Origin of the sequence: Paenibacillus taichungensis (assembly GCF_003287275.1) — a bacterium.
In the GTDB taxonomy this organism is placed as follows: domain Bacteria; phylum Bacillota; class Bacilli; order Paenibacillales; family Paenibacillaceae; genus Paenibacillus; species Paenibacillus taichungensis_A.
The window spans coordinates 172687-192153 of sequence record NZ_QEVW01000019.1 but is presented as its reverse complement, the minus strand read 5'-3'; the positions used below and the strand labels follow the sequence as shown (position 1 = coordinate 192153).

Below are 19467 nucleotides of genomic sequence, written 5' to 3'. Positions count from 1 at the left end.
AGAGAAGCAAGCTTCTCTTCAAGTCCGCTCGACTTGCATGTATTAGGCATGCCGCCAGCGTTCGTCCTGAGCCAGGATCAAACTCTCCAATAAAGTATTGAAAAGAGCGATAAGCTCATTTTGAAACTGACGAGATTAAAAATCTCATTTATGCTTCGAAATCATACAGTCCGAAGACTTGTACCGATTTCTCAGCGTCGATCTTGCAAGCAAGATCGTTACTCACTCGTTGTTCAGTTTTCAAAGATCAAACTTGTTTCATTGCTGTGTGTTGTTCACCTCAGCAACTTTTATATCTTATCACATCCGAACCAACTTTGCAAGTTCTTTTTTTAAGTTTCTTTCGAAGCTTATTTCATTCGCTTGCCGCACCGTGTTTCTTGTGTTTTCTTGGCCGGATTAATAATATATCATGTTCTAATACTAATTACAACCCATAATATAAATTAATTTTATTCACATTGAGTTGATCTACTCTCCTAATATAAATGCACTCCAGCAGTTGTTAAGCTAACGGAATCTACAGAACCGCTCTTTGAGTTTTATGGGCAGTCTATATCCGTTATAATCCTAACGCCTAAGCTCTAATGAACAGTTTGTTTCGTAGTGCCGAGAAAACTTTTCTTCATTAATGTCATAGGTTATTAAGTTAGCTTCATCTATATACTGCTGTCTCTCATTACAGTAACAGGATATCATTCAGTGATCTTTCCGATATTTGTAAAGCCTCATTTAGAGTCATTTTTGCGTATTCATGTAGTTCATATATGCGCATAGCTTTATTTCAACATATATCCCTCTTTCCTTTATGTATATACATGTTACGCACAATTCACCTTTTAAAATGAAGGGGCCACATTCTTTCGGGCATTTAATTTCTCCAATCTTTAAATGAAATTACCCCTATGAATTTGCGCATTATTTATTTATGAACACAATAATGAAAGAAATGAGAGAAATTCTGAAAACCTTGGTACTAAAGCATCATTTTCACTCAAAAACTAACATTAGTCTAACCCTATTACGATATATCACATGGATACAAAGTACCATACGTAGAGCGAACACGCATCCAGATGGTCACAATTAGAAAAAGGAGTGAACTATGTTGTTAGATAAGATAAGGTGGAGTACTCTTCCCTTCTTTGCTAAAAATCTCGTTATTTCATTCGGCAGCATTATGTTGATTGGGGTTATTCTGATTACTGCGGGATATCAGCTGCAAAAGAATATTTTGAGTCAACAATTGTATGAGCAGGCGGAAGTTACAACACAGAAATGGTTTGATGATCTGGATACAGACAAAGTACTTGAAGCAGTAAAAGAGAAAAGTTATTCTGGACCTGTTCAGAAGGAATTAAGAGATTACCTGGATTCTATCCACGAGCTATATCCTAATATTGCACAAGCCTATATCTTTGGCACCGAACTGAAGGAAGGAAATCAGACGTCCATCATTGCGATCCCTACTAATTTGTTGGGACCTTTCGAAGAAAGCAATATGGCAGCAGGTTCAATGTATCCATTACCACAGAAAAATGTTATAGCTCTTAAAGGTATGAAAAACGACGACGAGGCCGCATTAAGTAGCTTTTATACGGACGAATACGGTACTTGGACTACGATTATGTACCCTATTAAAAATGCCGAAGGAAAAATGTACGCTGCACTTTACTTCGACGTTGATGCAAACGCAGTTCCAAAAGGACTTCATAAGCTGATTACATACAGTAGTATTTTCCTTATCGGTTTCCTGATCCTGTTTATGGTACTGCAGTACATTCTATTGAAGAAAACACTTAAGCCAATCCGTGACCTTATGAAAGGTATTGAGACTGCAAGCGCAGGCAATCTGGATGTAACCATCCAAACCGGACGGGATGATCTGGGAATTATCAATGAAAAATTCAATACGATGATTCAGCGATTCAATGACACGATGTACAAAGTCCAAACAACTTCGTATCACCTCTCTGACTCATCCAAGAAATTATTAGATATTTCCGAGAAAAATAATGATAATATCCAGATGATCAGCAGCAATATCCGGGACATCTCTCACGGCCTTCGCTCGCAGGATCAGGCGAGCGTGGAAAGTGCCCGAGCAATGACAGAAATGTCTACCGTTGTGCAGACGATTGCCAGCAGTTCTGCAGATGTAGCGGATGAAGCATTAAGCATGGAACAACGCTCCAATTCAGGGCATGAGATTATGCAACAAGTGGTTGAGCAGATGAGACTGATCTCCGGTGCTGTGAAACACACGTCGGAATCGATACAGTCTTTGGAAAGTCGTTCCAACGAAATTAGCAGCATCGTAAATATGATTACGCAAATTGCAGATCAGACTAATCTGCTCGCCCTGAATGCTTCCATTGAGGCGGCTCGTGTTGGTGAGGAAGGAAAAGGGTTCGCGGTGGTGGCAGGGGAAGTACGCAAACTCGCTGAACAGTCCCAGGATTCTGCCAAACAGATCCGTACCTTAATTGACGGCATTCAGCGCGATATCCTTCAATCCGCAGAAGCTATGCAGCTTGGCTCCCAAGAAGTGGAGAAGGGATCTCAGGTCACTATGGAGACGGGGCAATTCTTTGAAGATATTTTGACAGCTACGAACAAAGTCGCTAACCAAATTCAGGATATCTCCAGCTCAACCGAAGAAATATCCGCCAGCACACAGGAAATGTCCGCTACTGCGGATGAGTTGTCTGCGAGCGTCAGCAAAGCAGCACATAGCAGCAAACAGATTGAGCAATCCATTGCCGAACAGGAATCATCCATGGCTTCCATTGTTGCTGCCTCTGATGAACTTTCGGCTGTATCGGGCCAATTGCAAGAACTGATCTCCTTCTTCAAAGTAAGAGCTAACTAGAGTTGAATACCAAGTGAGTAAACAATAAGAACGTTAATATCAAAAAACCAAGATGCTTGAGGGTAATTCCTGCTCTTGGTTTTTTTGTATTCGTTTAAACTGATGCGCTTGCGACAAAATAAAAAAGAGACCATCCCTTTATTCAGGTCAGATCCCTTCTCTACTCTATCTCGTGCCCATTTACACGGACTTGTCACTTGGCGTTTCCGCATCGGTTTTATTCTTTGTGCCTTTACTTTTATAAGGCTTCGGAGCACTTTTCGCTCGGTTAGCAGCGGCTTGCCAACGATTCCAACCTTTTTTGCCAGTACCACGGCCGGTGCCGCCTTTTCCTTTTGCTTTGCTCATGTTATCACTCCAATAATCCTGTATATGCTTAAAAATGACCGTCCTCGGTAACTTATTATGCAACCCAGCCCATCTAATTCACTTCCAGCTTTCTTATTATAACAAAAATTGACGTCTTTACGTTCATTTCCATAAATCATTGTATTGTTATTCTGTTATGAAAGCGGTATAGTGGACATAATTGAAAGAGGAAGCTCCGTCTTCTTCGGGATTGTTACTGGTAAGCAGGCGATACCCAAACAAAAGGCTGTCTAATAAGCCTTTGTTTGGGTTTTTTGTTATTATTACGAGCTATTGAGGTGAACACATACATGATCATCCGACAGATTTTCAACAACAACGTCATTCGCGCCGAGAATCAGGTAGGCCAAGAGTTTGTTGTCATCGGCAACGGTCTGGGTTTTAAGAAGAAAAATGGACAGCCCGTGGATGAGGATAAAATCGAGAAAACCTTTGTGCTGAAATCGGATAAAATACCGCAAAAATTGATTGACCTGATCGGTGAAACATCGGTTGAATATTTAAAATTGGCTGACGAAATTGTAGGCCATGCCAAAAAGGAAATGGGCGATATTTTTAGTGATAATATCTATATTTCGTTGATTGATCATATTCAATTCGCCATTACAAGGTACCGCAAATCCGTCGGACTAAAGAATTCCCTTTTGTGGCAAATCAAGAAATTTTACAAAAAAGAATTTTGGATCGGCATGAATGCTGTCGATCTGATTCAGGAACAATTCGGCATCCAAATGGATGAGCATGAGGCCAGCTTTATTGCCATGCACTTTGTCAACGCCCGGCAAGACGGTCAGGGTATGAAACAAACGGTTGAAATTACCGAGGTTATTGATGATATTTTCAACATTGTCACCAATCATTACCACATCACACTGGATGAAAATTCATTTAATTATTCCCGGTTTATTACCCATCTTCAATACTTTGTGCAGAGAATGCTGAGTAATGAGCAGGAGCAGTTTGCATCGGGCGATAACTTCCTGTATGAGCAGGTTAAAGACAAATATGCCAAGGCTTTTCAGTGCACACAATTGATTAATCAATACCTTGAAGAGAAGTTTGAAAGCGCCATGTCTATTGATGAAAAAGTGTATTTGACGATCCATATTCACCGTGTCACTTCCCGCAACGAAATGCTGGACGCTGAATAAAAAAAGCTTGCAAACGATTTCGGCGTCATTTATAGTAGGTCTCACAACTTAACGACAAGGATTGTTACTGGTAAAGCAGGCGATACCTAAATGATTGGCAACGGGTCATTTTTTCCGATGATCATAGCCATTCGTTTAGGTATTTTTTTGTTTTCAGGCAATCTTAACAACAAAGGAGAATGAACATGGATCATAAAAAAATGGGGGATGACATCGTTCGCCTCGTCGGCGGAGAAGCCAATATCAACGGGCTTGTCCACTGTGCAACCCGCCTGAGATTCGATCTAAAGGATTCGAAAAAGGCAGAACGCGAAACGCTCGAGAAACACGATGGTATCATTACCGTTGTCGAAAGCGGTGGACAGTTCCAGGTCGTCATTGGCAGCAATGTGGCTCATGTATATGCAGAGATCATGAAGAACAGAGATTTTGGAGGAGATTCTTCCTCATCCGCTGAGTCCAAAGGAGAAAAAACCTCGGTTTTATCCAAAGTTTTTGAAATTATATCCGGAAGTTTCTCACCGTTAATCCCGGCCATGGCAGGTTCAGGTATGTTAAAAGCTTTGCTGACTGTCCTGACCATGCTCGGATGGATGTCTGATACAAGTGACACGTACCTGATTCTATCTGCTGCCGGCAACGCCGTCTTTTATTTCTTGCCAATCTTCCTCGGTATCACACTTGGTATGAAACTGAAAGCCAATCCTTATGTAGCCGGTGTAATTGGTGCCGCTCTGATGGAGCCGAACTTCACCGGACTGATGGATAAAGGCTCGGATGTATCGTTCCTGGGCATACCGGTTGTCATGATGAATTATTCAGCCAGCGTATTCCCAATCTTCATATCAATCAGCATCTACGCCGTTCTGGATAAGTTACTCAAGAAAATCATTTTGAAAGACCTGCAATTGTTCCTGGTACCGATGATTGCTCTGATGATTATGGTTCCTTTGTCCGCAATGGCCTTCGGACCATTCGGTACTACGGTAGGTGACTGGATCTCCTCCGGCGTAACTTGGCTTATTGGCGTCAGTGGCATTTTGTCAGGAATTGTACTGGGCGGATTCATGACCTTCATGGTTGTCTTCGGACTCCACTGGGGCTTCACACCTATCACGATTCAGAATATCGGGATTGGCGGCGATCCAATTGAAGCTATGGCTGCTGCAGCCGTGTTTGCACAAATCGGTGTAGCCTTCGGTATTTTCCTGAAAGCCAAAAAGAACAAAACCCTGCGAACCCTTGCAGGCTCCACCAGCCTTACCGGTTTACTTGCAGGTGTAACTGAACCGATCGTATACGGTCTGATCTTGCGTTATAAACGAGTGATTCCTATCGTTGTCATTGCAGGTGCGATCGGCGGTGCGATTAATGGTCACTTTGGCGTTAAAATGACTGCTTATGTGTTCCACAATATTTTTGCCATTCCTGTGTATACACCAACGGTTGTCTATGTGATTGCGATTGCCTGCTCCTTTGCGGTAGCAGCGGTATTGACCGTGATGTTCGGATATGAAAGCAAAACCAAAGACACAACTTCCGAAACAAATGAACCTGTCTCCAATACATCGACTGAAAGCACACCGGAAGAACTTTCTGTCGTACCTGAGGCAAAAACAACAACTGAAATCAAAAAGGAGCAAATTTACAGTCCTCTTACAGGTAAAGCTGTCGCCTTGAGCACTATTAATGACCCTGCTTTCTCAACAGGTGCCATGGGCAAAGGATTAGCGATTGTTCCTGAGATTGGTGAAGTCGTCGCTCCGGTGGATGGTGTTATAACTTCACTCTTCCCAACTGGACATGCCATTGGTTTAACGACCAACACAGGTACCGAGATTTTGATTCACATTGGTATTAACACGGTGGCGCTGAAGGGAAAACATTTTAATCCTGTCGTTCAGGAAGGCGATATCGTTAGACAGGGCGATCTGTTGATCCAGTTTGACATCGATAAGATCAAGGAAGCAGGATACGAAACCGTAACCCCTGTCATCGTTACCCTAACACAGCAAGAAGTGGATGTGTTCGAAACGAATCAAGAGCAGGTACAGAAAAATGATGTCCTACTGACTCTCGTTGTCTGACCCAACTTATATTATACGAATTCAACTTAGGAGGAACTAACCATGAAACATACTCAACTGAAACCATTTCCTAAAGATTTCTTCTGGGGAGGTTCAACCTCTGCCTATCAAATTGAGGGAGCCTGGAATGAAGATGGCAAAGGCCCTTCTGTCATCGACATGGGCAATCATGTGGAAGGCGTAACCGACTTCAAGGTAACCAGTGATCACTATCATATGTACAAAGAAGATGTGGCCCTGATGGCCGAAATGGGCTTCAAAGCCTACCGCTTCTCCATCGCCTGGACTCGCATCTATCCGCAAGGCGCTGGTGAAGTAAATCCAAAGGGACTGGCATTTTACGATTCTCTCATTAATGAGTTAATTAAATACGGTATTGAACCCATTGTGACCATGTATCACTTTGATCTTCCTTATGCGCTTGAAGAAAAAGGCGGCTGGTCCAACCGCGCAACGATAGATGCCTTTGAACAATATGCCAAAACTCTTTATGAGAACTACGGTGACCGGGTTAAATATTGGCTGACCATCAATGAACAAAATATGCTGATCCTGCATCCTGGCTCGCTGGGTACACTGGATACAACGCTTGTTGATCCACAAAAAACACTGTATCAGCAAAATCACCACATGCTGGTCGCTCAAGCCAAAGCCATGGTCCTGTGTCATGAGATGCTGCCTGAAGCCAAAATCGGCCCAGCTCCCAATATCGGTGTTATCTACCCTGCGAGCTCCAAACCGGAAGATACGCTCGCTGCTGATAACTATGCTGCCATTCGCAACTGGCTCTATCTCGATATGGCGGTATATGGACGCTACAATCATGTTGCCTGGAGTTATCTCGAAGAAAAAGGATATACCCCTGTCATTGAAGATGGAGACATGGATATCCTGGCTCAAGGAAACCCTGACTTTATTGCGTTTAACTACTATACTTCCCAAACCGTTGGTGAAAGTCTAAACGATGGTAATGACTTCTCACATACAGGAGATCAGCACGAAATCGTAGGTGAACCCGGCGCATATAGAGGATCTGTAAATCCAAATCTGCAAAAGACTGAATTTGGTTGGGAAATTGATCCGGTCGGCTTCCGCTCTACCCTGCGTCAGATTTACTCCCGTTATCATCTGCCATTGATCGTTACCGAGAATGGTCTGGGTGCATTTGATAAACTGGAGGAAGGCGACGTGGTCAACGACCCTTACCGCATCGAGTTTTTCAATAAACATATCGAACAGATCCAACTGGCTATTACAGACGGTGTAGATGTATTCGGCTTCTGCCCTTGGTCTGCGATTGATCTGGTCAGCACACATCAGGGATCAAGCAAACGTTATGGATTCATCTACGTGGATCGGGAAGAATTCGATATCAAGGAATTAAGACGTATCCGAAAACAGAGCTTCCACTGGTATCAAAAACTGATTGAAACCAATGGAGAAGTCCGTTAATACGGTAAAATAAAAAGCCAGTCGGCTACACATGGTTCATGTGTAATCCGACTGGCTTTTTGTATTGGTTCACTCACGCATTCTTATTCAAATCAGGCTTACATTTCTGCTTTGGCGTTGCCTGTAGAGTTAACTCCTCTTAACACCCGCAGAGATAACAGGAAACAGATTGCCAGAACAACAGCTGCTGAAACATAAGGATAGTTAATATTCACATCGAACAGTGCTCCCGCTACAATTGGACCTGCGATATTGCCCAAACTTGTGTAGGCTGAGTTCAATCCGGCCACAAAGCCTTGCTGTTCTTCCGCCAGTTTGGACATCTGCGTACTGATTGCCGGACGCAATATATCCATGCCAAGGAAAACGATAAACGTTACGACAAGAATCATCCAGTAGGTGTTCACAAACAAGGTTAACAGTACAAATACGGCTACAAAAAGCAAGCAGACCGAAATGACTTTTTTCTCACCAAACCGGTTTAACAGCCAGCCAATCAGTGAGACCTGCACCACGGCTCCTGCAATGGAACCAAACGTAATAATGAATGCAATATCCTTGGTGGTGAAGCCAAATTTGTGATCCACAAACAGTGAAAATACCGTCTCATAGTTCGCCAGACCAAATGCCATAACAAACACGATAATCAAGCTGAAAAAGTAAGGCTCCCGGTACGAATGCAGCAACTGGGAAACCATGCCCGGGCTTTTGACCTTCGTTGCACCCGCAACAGGTTTGGTTTGCTCTCCGGTAATTCTGGTCGACTCCGGCAAAATAATCAACGTAATGATAGATGCCAGCAAACCCGCAATACCTGCGGCATAGAAAGGAATCCGAATACCAAAGTCAGCGATATACCCGCCGATCCCCGGACCAATGATAAATCCTGTAGTAATTGCGGCATTGATTAATCCCATGCCTTTACCGCGTTCTTCTTCTGTCGTGATATCTGCGGTATATGCCATAACTGCCGGGAAGATCATAGCTGCACCGATTCCCCCAAGCATCCGGGCTGCGAAAAGCAGCGATGGTGCATTCACAGCACCAAACATAAACTCCGATACAGCAAAGATTAACATACCGCCAACAATAATTTTTTTACGTCCCAAGATGTCAGACCAACGGCCCGCAACTGGAGAAAACAGAAACTGCGTGAAGGAGAATGCTGCTACCAGCAAACCAACCGTGAACCCGGTGATATGCAGTAGATCCATGTACGCAGGCATAATAGGTACCACAAGACCTATACCTGTAAAAACGAGAAAAATATTAAACATTAACAGCAGCAATGCGCCCCTGTTCCGTGTAAGTAATGCCATGATTCCATCCTCCGTAGTTGTCAAAATGTTGCCTTAAGCTTAAGCTTTATCTTTTGCTATTCCATACAAGAATACGCTAGCCGCTTGGCGGTACAAGGCAAGAGCCTGTTCTGGCTCCATTCCGCGCGACAGTTGACTAAGTCCAATAATGGTGCTTTCCAGAATGAGAGCAAGATTGTCAGCGTTGTCCGCCTTGAACTCTCCGCTCTCTATCCCCTGTTCCACCAATTGTTTGTTAAATTGAATATGCCGCTCAAACATCAAAGCTATTCGTTCTTCAATATCATTTTCTTTCTTTTCCCCCGTAAAGAACTCATCTGCCGCCTTGGTTAGCGGGTGATTCATATCGTCGAGGATTAATTGTTCTGCCAAGCCGTAGATCTTCTCCGTAGAAGTATGATACAGATGTTCCTTGGCCGCCCAATTTTCTTCCCATTCCCGATCCCACTCATCAATCAGATACAGAAAGAGGCCTTCCTTACTTTTAAAATGGTAATAGATATTGCCTTTACTGCTGCCTGTCGCAGTCACAATATCTTCAATGGAAGTTGCTTTATACCCTTTTTGCACAAAAAGAGCTCTTGAGGCATCCGCAAGTTTCTTCTTGGTCTGCTCGGTTTGAATTTGCTTTTTATTCATACTCATACATTTCACTCCACCTCTTGCATACTGAACGTTCGTTCTGTATTTTAACAGAACCATCAAACTTAAGCAATCAAAAAGGGAGAATCGGCTTGGCGCCCATTCTCCCTCCACATCTTTATTTCACTTTTTTCCCTTGGCCATGAAGTATTTTCAGTTGTCCATTTTCATAACCGACTTGATACGTAACTTTATATTTCGTGGTGACCAATTCACCATCTTTTCGTTCATCCGCTGTAATAACCGCAGTGACCTCTATTTCATCATTTGACTTATCCGAGGACGAAACTTCGGCGATGGTAACATAACTGGTGTTGATGTAACCTTCACGGAACTTGGCATAACTTATACCGCTCTGCCACTCACTGCCAAGCAAGGCATAGGCGGTAACATAGTCATTCAGATTCAGGTTCATATAAAATTCGGTCACCAGACCCTCCGCTTCCAAAGAAGCTGAGTCTGCTCCCGCTCCCTGACTGCCACTCGTCTGAACCGCCGTTTTAGACGATGATGGTTTCTCAGACCAAGCCTGGACCTGCTTCAATACGCTGGTGATCGGAATGCTGAACCCGATCCCGCCTTCCTGTTCCACAACGGCTGAATTAATGCCCAATACTTCACCGGTGTCCGCACTGATCAGTGGGCCACCACTGTTACCGTGTGTAATGGGTGCCGAGATTTGATACAGATTACTGTAGATGTAAGGGGCAATTTCGAAGCTTCGGCCAACACCGCTGATAATGCCTGTAGTTACGGTATTCTCCAGACCTAGCGGACTGCCCAGCGCGAGAATCTCATCTCCTGTCTCCGCTTTGGATTTGGCGATAGGCAGCGGTTTAACTTTTTTCAGATCTGGCACCCTGACGACAGCGATATCTGTCTCTTCTCCAATCCCGATAACGGTTCCCTTATACTCCTCATGATTCAGGGTTCGAATCGTTACTTCCTTCGAGCCCTCCACCACGTGGGCATTGGTTACCACATCCCCTTGATCATTGTAGAGAAAACCGGAACCCAGTCCACTGCTGCTCTCAATCGTAACCACTTTCTTCTGACTCTCTTCAATAATCTGTTTGCGTGTTTTCTTCACGGTTGTCTGGGAGGACGGTTTAGACGCTGTAGTTGCCGTTTCCTTCGTAGTGACAACAGCCAGTCTTGGTCCATCCTGCAGTTGATCTGCTGAATACTGATGAATCCAGAACACCCCTCCTGCTCCTGCTCCAATAATGATTGCACTGGATATAATCGTACTCCATGTTCGTTTGGCCATTCCAACCTGTCCTCCTATTCCAGATACCACGTTGCGTTCACTACAGAAACTTCAGCTTCCTCGTACACACCGTAATAATACGTTTCAAAAAATCCCTGATCCCCTACATCAAGCCAGCTTGGGTACACATCCGCATAGGTTTGACCGAGATATGCCCCGTCTGAGCTGTAGATGTCCAACATAACCGTCACGGAAGAGATAGGCCGAGTGGCATTATTCACGATTGAGCCGCTAATATACAGGTCGCCATACATATCAAGCGTCGCTTCTACGTCTACAATGCTCACCGCTGCTGTGCGGTTTTTCAGGTCTTCTTCTGCCGCTTGTTGCTCAGCAAGTTGAATTCGTTCAGCTTCTGCTTTTTCAAAAGCCTTCTTCTCACTCAGCACCCGTTCGCGATATGCTGTCAGTTTGTCATCCTCGGGCGCGTAGGATAGCCCCTGATCAACGGTTTGCAATGCAGCCGTAAAATCCTTTTTCTTCACTTGCTGTTCAGCTTGCTTATAGCTAAGTCCAGCCAGCTTGTCGATGATTTGTTTCTGAACCGCCTCTGCTTCCTTGCCTTTCAATTTCGATACCGTGTCCAATTTCTCAGCAAGTGCCTGTACGGTTGTCAAACTATCGATTTCTTTCTTTACCTTCAGGACAGCCAGTGTCACCTTGTTGTTGTTTAGAGTCGTACGTACCTTGGCAAATACCGGTTCTTCTCGCTCTTTCAACACTTTTGCTACAGCCTGAAGTGTCTTGTCACCAGCAGCAAGTTTCCCCGTTTTCAAACTTGTCGCAGCTTCGTTCAGCTGATTCATCAGATTGAAGGCTTTGGCTGTAATTTGGCGATCCTTCACAAGGCCATCAACATTGGGCCGTTTCGCAAGAGCCGAATCCAGAAGTTGAAGCGCCTCTTGATATTTACCATCTAAGGCAGCCTGCTCCGCCTGTTGATGCAGTGATTTTACCTCCGCATTGATCCCTATCTCCTGTTTGTAATAATAAGTCAACAAGGCCCCCATCACCGCTGCCAGAAGCAGTGGAATAATCCAGCTAAATGCTTGGCCTTGTGCCGTATTGCTCTGCTTCGGTGCAGACTGCTGCTGTCTGGATAACTGATCTAGTGCTTTTCCTGTTCCACTTTCCAGACCAACCGCTGTTTCTGCCCAAATCTGTTCATCTGTAGAGCTTGAATCTTTTAATTTCGTTCTACACTTTCTACATGTGCTGTCCCCTGGATTGCTTTTGGTCCCACATACGTGACAATACACCCTGATCCCTCCATCAAAAAGAACGTATGTATCCTATGCTATTTTTACACGAATCGACACTTATCATATAGTAAAAAGGTAAATTACACCATATATTTATTGGGATAAAATGAACGCAAAAAGTGCCTCCCTGTTAATAGGAAGGCACTGACTAACTAATGTATTCTATTCTTGCGTAGGAAAGCTACTTAGATCCATATAGGAAACTTCCCACAGATGATCATCTAGGTCCTGAAAACTCCATCCATACATAAACCCATGATCTTGAGGATCATTATACGGCTTGGCGCCAGCATCCAGAGCAGCTTGTACAATCAGATCGACCTGTTCACGACTCTCCACCGTCAAGGCTACGATGACTTCAGCCGTGTCCGCCGCATTGGATATTTTTTTCGAAATAAACGATTGAAACCGATCCTCCACCAGCAGCATCGCATAGATGTTGTCTCCAATGATCATGCAAGTCGCAGACTCGTCTGTAAAGTTCGCATTGAACTCAAACCCTACTTTGGTAAAAAAATCAACGGACCTCTTCAAATCCTTAACGGGCAAATTAACAAAAATCTGCTCAGCGCGAACAGTCACCATCGATCACCTCAATCTAATAGAATGGATTTCACCTCAAAATAACATCTCGCGTATACGCTGTCAATTCATTATAATAACGATATTCCAAACTGTGAGGTGACACGGATGTCATTACGAATCGTTCGAAGTAATTAGTCGTCGGGCTGGGTCAAAACGCGTACCAGCTAACATGGGATACGTCTGCCCTTTTGAGTCTGTTCGGCATCTAAACGTAACGATTTTGCACAACATCTGTCTAGAATCAAGAACTCACATTGGAGGAATCATATCATGAAGAAAAAGATTGACTATACTTCTTTTTACGAACATATTGGGCGATTGAATGGCTGGGACTTCAGCTCCCTGAAAGTGACTTCAGAGGGCATCGAATGGAATTTCTACGAGGAAGTTACACACTGCACCGAACCGTCTGATCTTTTGCTTGATATTGGCACAGGTGGGGGAGAAGCTGTTCTTTCCATCGCGGGTGCCGCACTGTTATTGGTTGGAATCGACCTTTCCCGGGGAATGATTGAGACTGCCCAGCGTAATCTCAAGGCATCTGGTTCCCGTTCGAATGTTCGTTTTGTGCATATGAATGCAGAGCAACTGACATTTCCGGATCAATTCTTTAATGTCGTGTCCTCCAGACACTCCGACTTCTGCGCTACAGAAGTATTCAGAGTATTGGCCGATGGCGGTGTATTCCTTACCCAACAAGTCAGTGAAAATGATAAATATAACCTCTCAAAGGCTTTTGACCGTGGACAATTGCTGGGCGTTCAGCCTGGCACATTAATGGAACGATACAAACGTGAACTTCGAGAAGCCGGTTTTCGTGACATCGATGCACACGAATATAATGCAACAGAGTATTACTCCACGCCTGATGATCTACTTTTCCTGCTGACCCATGCACCGATCATTCCAGGTTTTGGAGAGAAGGAATCCGACTTAGTGCGTTTCCAACAGTTTGTTGAGCAAAATCGCTGCGATAAAGGGATTCGAACGAACTCGGCACGTTTTATGCTGACTGCTCGGAAATAAATCTTATTACATAAAGGCAAACATAGAGCCCAGCCCCATTTTCATAACATAAATGGAGGCTGGGCTCTTCACATACTAAAAGATACATCATAAATAGCAATCCAATTACTGCGTTACTCCCTTTTTCTCCAGGAAAGGCTTTAATTTGTCCAAAACATAATGACTGCCGCCTCGTCCGTTCACTTGTTCAATGACCGCGGCTATAAGGAAGGATGGTGATTCGGTATCAAACACCACGACAAAACCGTTCTCCTGTCCTTTCTCCCCCTTCTTGGCCTTCAGCTCGGCAGTTCCTGTCTTAGCCGCCAGTCCTTCAGGAAGTGAGTTCAAGGAATGAGCCGTTCCTCCCGATCGGGTCACGACCTGGCCCAAAGCATCCTTCACCGTATTTGCAACTTCAGGCGTAATCACAACTTCCGGCTCAGTGGTTTCCTTTTCCTCTATCAGTACGGGCTTCACCATTTTTCCTTCATTAATAAAAGGGGTGAAGGAGGACGCCAGATGGATTGGCGACATCAACATTTCTCCCTGTCCATAGGACGTGTCAGCGAGCAGCACCTCAGATGAAAGATCGAGATGAGCCTCGTTTGCATACTGACTTGGTTTCAAATACAGTTCATCCAGTCCAAAGTTGTCTCCAAATCCGAACTTCTGGATGCCATCTATGAACTTGGTGCTGCCCATCTCAACAGCTTCCTTCGCAAAATAAATATTGTCCGAGTAGACCAGCGCATCAACCATGTTCACCGGGGATACACTTTTCACACGTTTCACATAGTAACCGCCCCAGCTCTCATCCTTGCGCCATTGCAGACCAGAGATATCATGCGATTTGTCCGCTGTGGTAACCTTCTCCATCAGACCTGCCGCTGCCGTAATGGCTTTGAAGGTTGAACCTGGTGCATAACGATTCGTAAACCTATTGATAAAAGGAAGCTTCTCATCTGCTGAATAGGCATCCCACTCTGCCTGCGTCAGTCCTGTAACCATCTTGTTCGGATTATAGGCGGGCGCACTTGCCAGTGCCAGCAAATTACCATCCGTTGGATTCATCAGCACCATTGCTCCGGCGTCACCACCACTCGATAGTGTCTTATACAACTTGCGCTGCTGCTCGGAGCTGATCGTCAGTTGAATATTCTGTCCATCCACTGCATCCTTGCGAATAAGCTCAGAGCGAGTGTTTCCAGATTCATCGGTGATCTCGATCAGGCCACCTCGTTCGCCGCGAAGCTGTTTCTCCAAGGATTGCTCCAGTCCGGCTTTGCCAATCCAATCTTCCGCACGATAATAGCCTTCCGTATCTTTCTCCAAGTCTTCCTTGGTGGCCTTGCGCACATAACCGATTAAATGAGCCGCAGCCTCACCAAGAGGGTAATATCGTATTTCCTTGGATTGAACTTGTACACCAGCCAGCGCTGTAGGCACCCGGGAGTCTTCTGTTGAAGCAATCGGGACAAAATATTCTGGTTTCACCCATTTCTGTGCAAGCGCGTTGTTGATCAAAGCTTCTGTTACTTTGTAGTGCTCCGCGATCCGGGCGATCATCGATTCCGGGTTTTCTCCCAACTTCTCAGGTATGATGCCCCATTCATATATATTTCCCTTTGTTGCGAGGGGCAGTCCTTCACGATCAACAATGTCTCCACGTTCCGGGAAAAGGGTTCTCACCCGAACTTTGCTTCCCTTGGCCATGTCAGTCAGAATCATGGATGGCTTCCAGTTGATCCGCCAGACTTTTCCACCTTCCTCAAGCTCTTCACGCACCAGTTTCAGTGTATGTGTCTCGTCCACTTCCCCCAGGAAAGTCGTTAACTGCAGACTGTAGTCCACTTCATAAGCATCCGGGTTTTGGCTTTTATTTTCATCACCCGTGCCGTCCGATGCCTCTTCGATTAATTTCGGTTTCAATTCTGCTTTAATCGCAGAAACCTCCATACCCGAATAGATTACGTTGTATTTCTCCACAAATTGCTCACGGTTCATACCGGACTCTTTCAATGAAGCAGGCGTCATCAAGGTATACAATTGATCAAATTCTTTCTTTTGCAAATGCTCTATGTACTGATTAGCGGTTACCTCAGGCTTTACTTCCTCTGTTTTGCTATTCTGCATGTATAAGTACATTCCGATTCCACCGGCAAATAAGATGGGAAGCAGTCCATAAATAATTTTACGTTTCGATTTCATGATCATATCACCTCTAATATACACTATAGATTTCCAGCCTCAATTAAACAATGGAACAAATCTGACGAATTTATCATTAAAAATAGCCGAAAGCTCACATAATATGTTTAAATAAGGAGAGTGAGATTACAGTAAAGGAGCCCGATGATGGAAATCAGCTATTTTTTACTCCCCAAAGCCGAAGTGGCCTATATCAAGTCTTCCGCTTCCATGAAAGATGCGATCGAGCAGCTTGAATTGCAGCATTATACCGCCATTCCCGTGATTGACCAGGATGGAAAATATGTTGCCACCCTGTCCGAAGGCGATTTGTTATGGAAAATGCGGAGCACTCCTGGACTGACATTTGAGACGATGGATCAGGTCCAAGTGCATGAGATCGACAACCGTGTATATAATGAATGTGTCTTTATTAAGGCAGAAATGGAGGATATGCTGACGCTGGCAGCAGATCAAAACTTTGTGCCTGTGGTGGATGTCGACCGTGTCTTCCTCGGTATTATCCGTCGCAAAGATATTATTGAGTATTATACGCGCAACATCTCTGACTAATTTGAAATGAATATATGCCTTTTGCTGATCACGATGGCAGAAGACTGAAACAGAAAAATCAGAAATGACGAGTCCTTGGGGCGATGTCATTAAGTTACTTAACTTAATGACATTAAAACCTTGGGCTCGTCATTTTTGTGTTTTCAGATAACATCCAAGTCCCACTTTCATTTATGCGAAAAAAATAAATAAACATATTGCGCAATTTTCGACAAATAACTACAATAATTATTATGATACGACAAAATTAACCATCAAAAATTGAACCGATGGTTCTATATTTTGCGAGGTCCTATCTCTTTTTTCAGAATTTGTTCAGAATCGTTTAGTACAATGATCACATTCTTTTTATCCAATAGGTGGCACTACACAGAAAATCAGGAAGAGGTATTCACTTGAACTACTTAAGTACACGCAACAAGATACTTGTCACAGCTACTGTGATTATGTCTTGTATTTACGTCATTTGGCGTACATTTTTCACCATTCCTTTCGGACATGGCCCTCTCGCCGTAACCGCAGGTCTTGCCCTCCTCATTGTCGAACTTATAGGTATGTTCGAACTCGCCGTCCATTTTTACAATATGACCCGGCTCGAATATCCCGAACTTCCCGTTGTTGACGAAGCCTTATATCCGGATGTGGATGTATTTATCGCAACTTATAATGAACCCACTTCGCTTCTGTTCAAAACGATTAATGGCTGTCTGAATATGGATTATCCTGATCGCTCCAAAGTACATATCCATCTGTGTGATGACTCCAATCGTCCAGAAATGAGAGAACTGGCTGCTCATCTGGGGATCAACTACCTTACGCGAACGGAGCATATACACGCCAAGGCGGGTAACCTGAACAATGCCATGAAGCATACTTCTTCCCCGCTAATCGTCACCTTTGATGCAGACATGATTCCAAAACATGATTTTCTGACGTCGTGCGTTCCCTATTTTTTGACCGGAGAAAAAATTGGTTTTGTGCAGACACCACAGAGCTTCTATAATCCGGATCAGTTCCAGTACAATCTGTACTCCGAGAACCGGATACCGAATGAACAGGACTATTTCTATCGGGACGTACAGGTGGGACGTAACAAATCCAACTCCGTCATCTATGGAGGAACAAATACTGTACTCTCCAGACAGGCACTGGAAGATGTCGGCGGTTTCTATACCGGTTCCATTACAGAGGATTTTGCCACTGGTATTGAAATGCAGAGCAAAGGGTATCGCTGCTTCGCTACCAATAAAGTACTGGCCTCGGGACTTGCTCCCGGTGATCTGAAAAGTCTGATCAAACAGCGTCAGCGCTGGGCGCGTGGTTGTATCCAGACAGGTAAAAAAATGAACCTTCTCTTCAAAAAGGGACTTAGTTTTGCGCAAAAACTGAACTACATCTCATCGATTACCTACTGGTACTCCGGTTTAAAACGACTGCTGTACATCATGTCACCCATACTGTTTGCCGTGTTCGGCGTTCTGGTTGTGAAATGTACCATTCTGGAGATTCTCGTGTTCTGGTTGCCGATGTATCTGTTGACCAACACCTGTCTGCGGATGTTATCCGGCAATATTCGAACCACCAAATGGACCAATGTATATGAGACCATTTTGTTCCCTTCCCTTCTGCCTGCCGTCATTCTGGAAACTCTGGGTATCACGATGAACAAATTCGTCGTTACCCGCAAAGACGGCGCTCAAAATGATGATCGGAACTATCAGATTAAACAGATGATTCCTCATCTGATTCTGGCGGTACTGTCCATTATCGGAATCGTGAATTGTATCCATTGGACATTTAGCCAGGGAACGATTGGTTTCCTCGTTGTGCTGTACTGGTTATTGATTAATTTCTACAACATCATGATGTCGATCTTCTTCCTGGCTGGACGCAAAGTGTTCCGCAATCATGAGCGCTCAACGGCTGCTGTGGATTGCACGCTCACAACGGAAGGGGAGGTCATCTCCTGCATCACCAACGATCTCTCGGAAGGCGGCATTTCCGTTATACTGGATACACCGAAGTACATTCCAAGTGATATGGAGATTGGCATTAAACTGGTGAATGATCGATATTCAAGCGAGTTTACTGGTAAGGTGGCACATGTCGCTTCGATCGGGAACCGCTGGAAATATGCTTTTACGGTTACGGATATCACGGAACAAGAGCAGCGCCAGCTGCTGCATATCATCTATGATCGCGAACCTACGCTGCCTCAGAAGCTGGACAAGGATATCAGTACATTTGAAGACATTCGCCTGAATTTTGTACGTAGAGGTCAGAGTGAATTCATGTCCAACCGGAAGCTGGCACGAATTGCGCTAAATCGCGAATTGCCAACGGCAGATCATGGAACCGTGACATTGCTGGATTTCAACTATGAATTCGTCTTGGTGGAGGTGGAGCCTCATGATTTGGCCAATGAGATCCAACTTCCGCTTGGCGAAGACATCTCACTGGAATGCATGTGGGTGCAGTCCCTGCGTAACAAACGAGGCAATCTGTACCGTGTGACCAATATTCGTGATGTTGCTCGCAACCATCAGATGCCAACCTTGGAAGCTCTGCTAAAACAGTGGAATAAGGAACATGTCCAGTTGGGTAAAACAGGCCCTGTATCCCAGGGCAAGAACAACATCTCTTCAGACGAACTGAACGAGATGGCTTATCTATAGAGGGGAGGCAAAAAA

The 19467-nt window shown here is 44.4% G+C and carries 14 protein-coding genes and 1 rRNA gene; 7 read left to right on the top strand and 8 right to left on the bottom strand.

The window, feature by feature from the left end:
• Window positions 1-93: ribosomal RNA gene (locus DC345_RS26065) — 16S ribosomal RNA — on the bottom strand; the annotation flags it as partial.
• 1015 nt (window positions 94-1108) lie between these two features.
• Here DC345_RS26065 and DC345_RS26060 point away from each other — a divergent pair.
• Window positions 1109-2872 (top strand): methyl-accepting chemotaxis protein, encoded by a 1764-nt coding sequence (locus DC345_RS26060; RefSeq protein ID WP_472924297.1) that lies wholly within the window; start codon window positions 1109-1111, stop codon window positions 2870-2872.
• A 180-nt stretch (window positions 2873-3052) separates the two neighbouring features.
• On the opposite strand, the gene DC345_RS26055 is transcribed toward DC345_RS26060, so the two are convergent.
• On the bottom strand, window positions 3053-3220 hold the full coding sequence (locus DC345_RS26055) for a DUF3934 family protein (RefSeq protein WP_064642109.1): 168 nt from the start codon (window positions 3218-3220) through the stop codon (window positions 3053-3055).
• A 311-nt stretch (window positions 3221-3531) separates the two neighbouring features.
• Here DC345_RS26055 and licT point away from each other — a divergent pair, with 311 nt between their 5' ends.
• From licT to DC345_RS26040, 3 genes are all read left to right on the top strand, one after another.
• Window positions 3532-4392, top strand: coding sequence for a BglG family transcription antiterminator LicT (gene licT, locus DC345_RS26050; protein WP_113055686.1), 861 nt, complete (start codon window positions 3532-3534; stop codon window positions 4390-4392).
• A 185-nt stretch (window positions 4393-4577) separates the two neighbouring features.
• Entirely contained in the window at window positions 4578-6479 is a 1902-nt protein-coding gene (locus tag DC345_RS26045; RefSeq protein WP_113055685.1) for a beta-glucoside-specific PTS transporter subunit IIABC, read from the top strand.
• A gap of 42 nt (window positions 6480-6521) precedes the next feature.
• A complete protein-coding gene (locus DC345_RS26040) occupies window positions 6522-7931 on the top strand; it encodes a glycoside hydrolase family 1 protein (RefSeq protein WP_113055684.1) in 1410 nt (469 codons plus the stop codon).
• Window positions 7932-8029: 98 nt separating this feature from the next.
• Here DC345_RS26040 and DC345_RS26035 read toward each other — a convergent pair whose 3' ends face one another.
• The 5 genes from DC345_RS26035 to DC345_RS26015 form a co-directional block, all read right to left on the bottom strand.
• On the bottom strand, window positions 8030-9250 hold the full coding sequence (locus DC345_RS26035; protein ID WP_113055683.1) for an MFS transporter: 1221 nt from the start codon (window positions 9248-9250) through the stop codon (window positions 8030-8032).
• Window positions 9251-9289: 39 nt separating this feature from the next.
• A complete protein-coding gene (locus DC345_RS26030) occupies window positions 9290-9889 on the bottom strand; it encodes a TetR/AcrR family transcriptional regulator (RefSeq protein WP_113055696.1) in 600 nt (199 codons plus the stop codon).
• Between the two features lie 121 nt (window positions 9890-10010).
• The gene (locus DC345_RS26025; protein WP_113055682.1) at window positions 10011-11162 is read right to left on the bottom strand and encodes a trypsin-like peptidase domain-containing protein; all 1152 of its coding nucleotides are present in this window, start codon (window positions 11160-11162) and stop codon (window positions 10011-10013) included.
• Window positions 11163-11176: 14 nt separating this feature from the next.
• On the bottom strand, window positions 11177-12421 hold the full coding sequence (locus DC345_RS26020) for an FxLYD domain-containing protein (RefSeq protein WP_113055681.1): 1245 nt from the start codon (window positions 12419-12421) through the stop codon (window positions 11177-11179).
• Window positions 12422-12586: 165 nt separating this feature from the next.
• Window positions 12587-13006 carry a VOC family protein gene (locus DC345_RS26015; RefSeq protein WP_113055695.1) on the bottom strand — a complete coding sequence of 140 codons (420 nt, stop codon included), beginning with the start codon at window positions 13004-13006 and terminating at the stop codon, window positions 12587-12589.
• A gap of 273 nt (window positions 13007-13279) precedes the next feature.
• Between DC345_RS26015 and DC345_RS26010 the strand changes: the two genes are divergently transcribed.
• A complete protein-coding gene (locus DC345_RS26010) occupies window positions 13280-14035 on the top strand; it encodes a class I SAM-dependent methyltransferase (RefSeq protein WP_113055680.1) in 756 nt (251 codons plus the stop codon).
• 105 nt (window positions 14036-14140) lie between these two features.
• Here the strand turns inward: DC345_RS26010 and pbp4 are convergent, their stop codons facing one another.
• Entirely contained in the window at window positions 14141-16225 is a 2085-nt protein-coding gene (pbp4, locus tag DC345_RS26005; RefSeq protein WP_181586738.1) for a penicillin-binding protein PBP4(5), read from the bottom strand.
• Between the two features lie 147 nt (window positions 16226-16372).
• Between pbp4 and DC345_RS26000 the strand changes: the two genes are divergently transcribed.
• Entirely contained in the window at window positions 16373-16777 is a 405-nt protein-coding gene (locus DC345_RS26000; protein ID WP_024631266.1) for a CBS domain-containing protein, read from the top strand.
• A gap of 395 nt (window positions 16778-17172) precedes the next feature.
• Window positions 17173-19452 carry a glycosyltransferase gene (locus DC345_RS25995; protein WP_113055678.1) on the top strand — a complete coding sequence of 760 codons (2280 nt, stop codon included), beginning with the start codon at window positions 17173-17175 and terminating at the stop codon, window positions 19450-19452.
• Window positions 19453-19467: the final 15 nt, after the last annotated feature.

What these genes read in the sequence shown, in the direction of transcription:
- DC345_RS26035 (WP_113055683.1), bottom strand. Translation starts at nt 9,250, where the DNA reads ATGGCATTACTTACACGGAACAGGGGCGCATTGCTGCTGTTAATGTTT.
- pbp4 (WP_181586738.1), bottom strand. Translation starts at nt 16,225, where the DNA reads ATGAAATCGAAACGTAAAATTATTTATGGACTGCTTCCCATCTTATTT.
- DC345_RS26000 (WP_024631266.1), top strand. Translation starts at nt 16,373, where the DNA reads ATGGAAATCAGCTATTTTTTACTCCCCAAAGCCGAAGTGGCCTATATC.
- DC345_RS26025 (WP_113055682.1), bottom strand. Translation starts at nt 11,162, where the DNA reads ATGGCCAAACGAACATGGAGTACGATTATATCCAGTGCAATCATTATT.
- DC345_RS26045 (WP_113055685.1), top strand. Translation starts at nt 4,578, where the DNA reads ATGGATCATAAAAAAATGGGGGATGACATCGTTCGCCTCGTCGGCGGA.
- DC345_RS26040 (WP_113055684.1), top strand. Translation starts at nt 6,522, where the DNA reads ATGAAACATACTCAACTGAAACCATTTCCTAAAGATTTCTTCTGGGGA.
- DC345_RS26030 (WP_113055696.1), bottom strand. Translation starts at nt 9,889, where the DNA reads ATGAATAAAAAGCAAATTCAAACCGAGCAGACCAAGAAGAAACTTGCG.
- licT (WP_113055686.1), top strand. Translation starts at nt 3,532, where the DNA reads ATGATCATCCGACAGATTTTCAACAACAACGTCATTCGCGCCGAGAAT.
- DC345_RS26055 (WP_064642109.1), bottom strand. Translation starts at nt 3,220, where the DNA reads ATGAGCAAAGCAAAAGGAAAAGGCGGCACCGGCCGTGGTACTGGCAAA.
- DC345_RS26010 (WP_113055680.1), top strand. Translation starts at nt 13,280, where the DNA reads ATGAAGAAAAAGATTGACTATACTTCTTTTTACGAACATATTGGGCGA.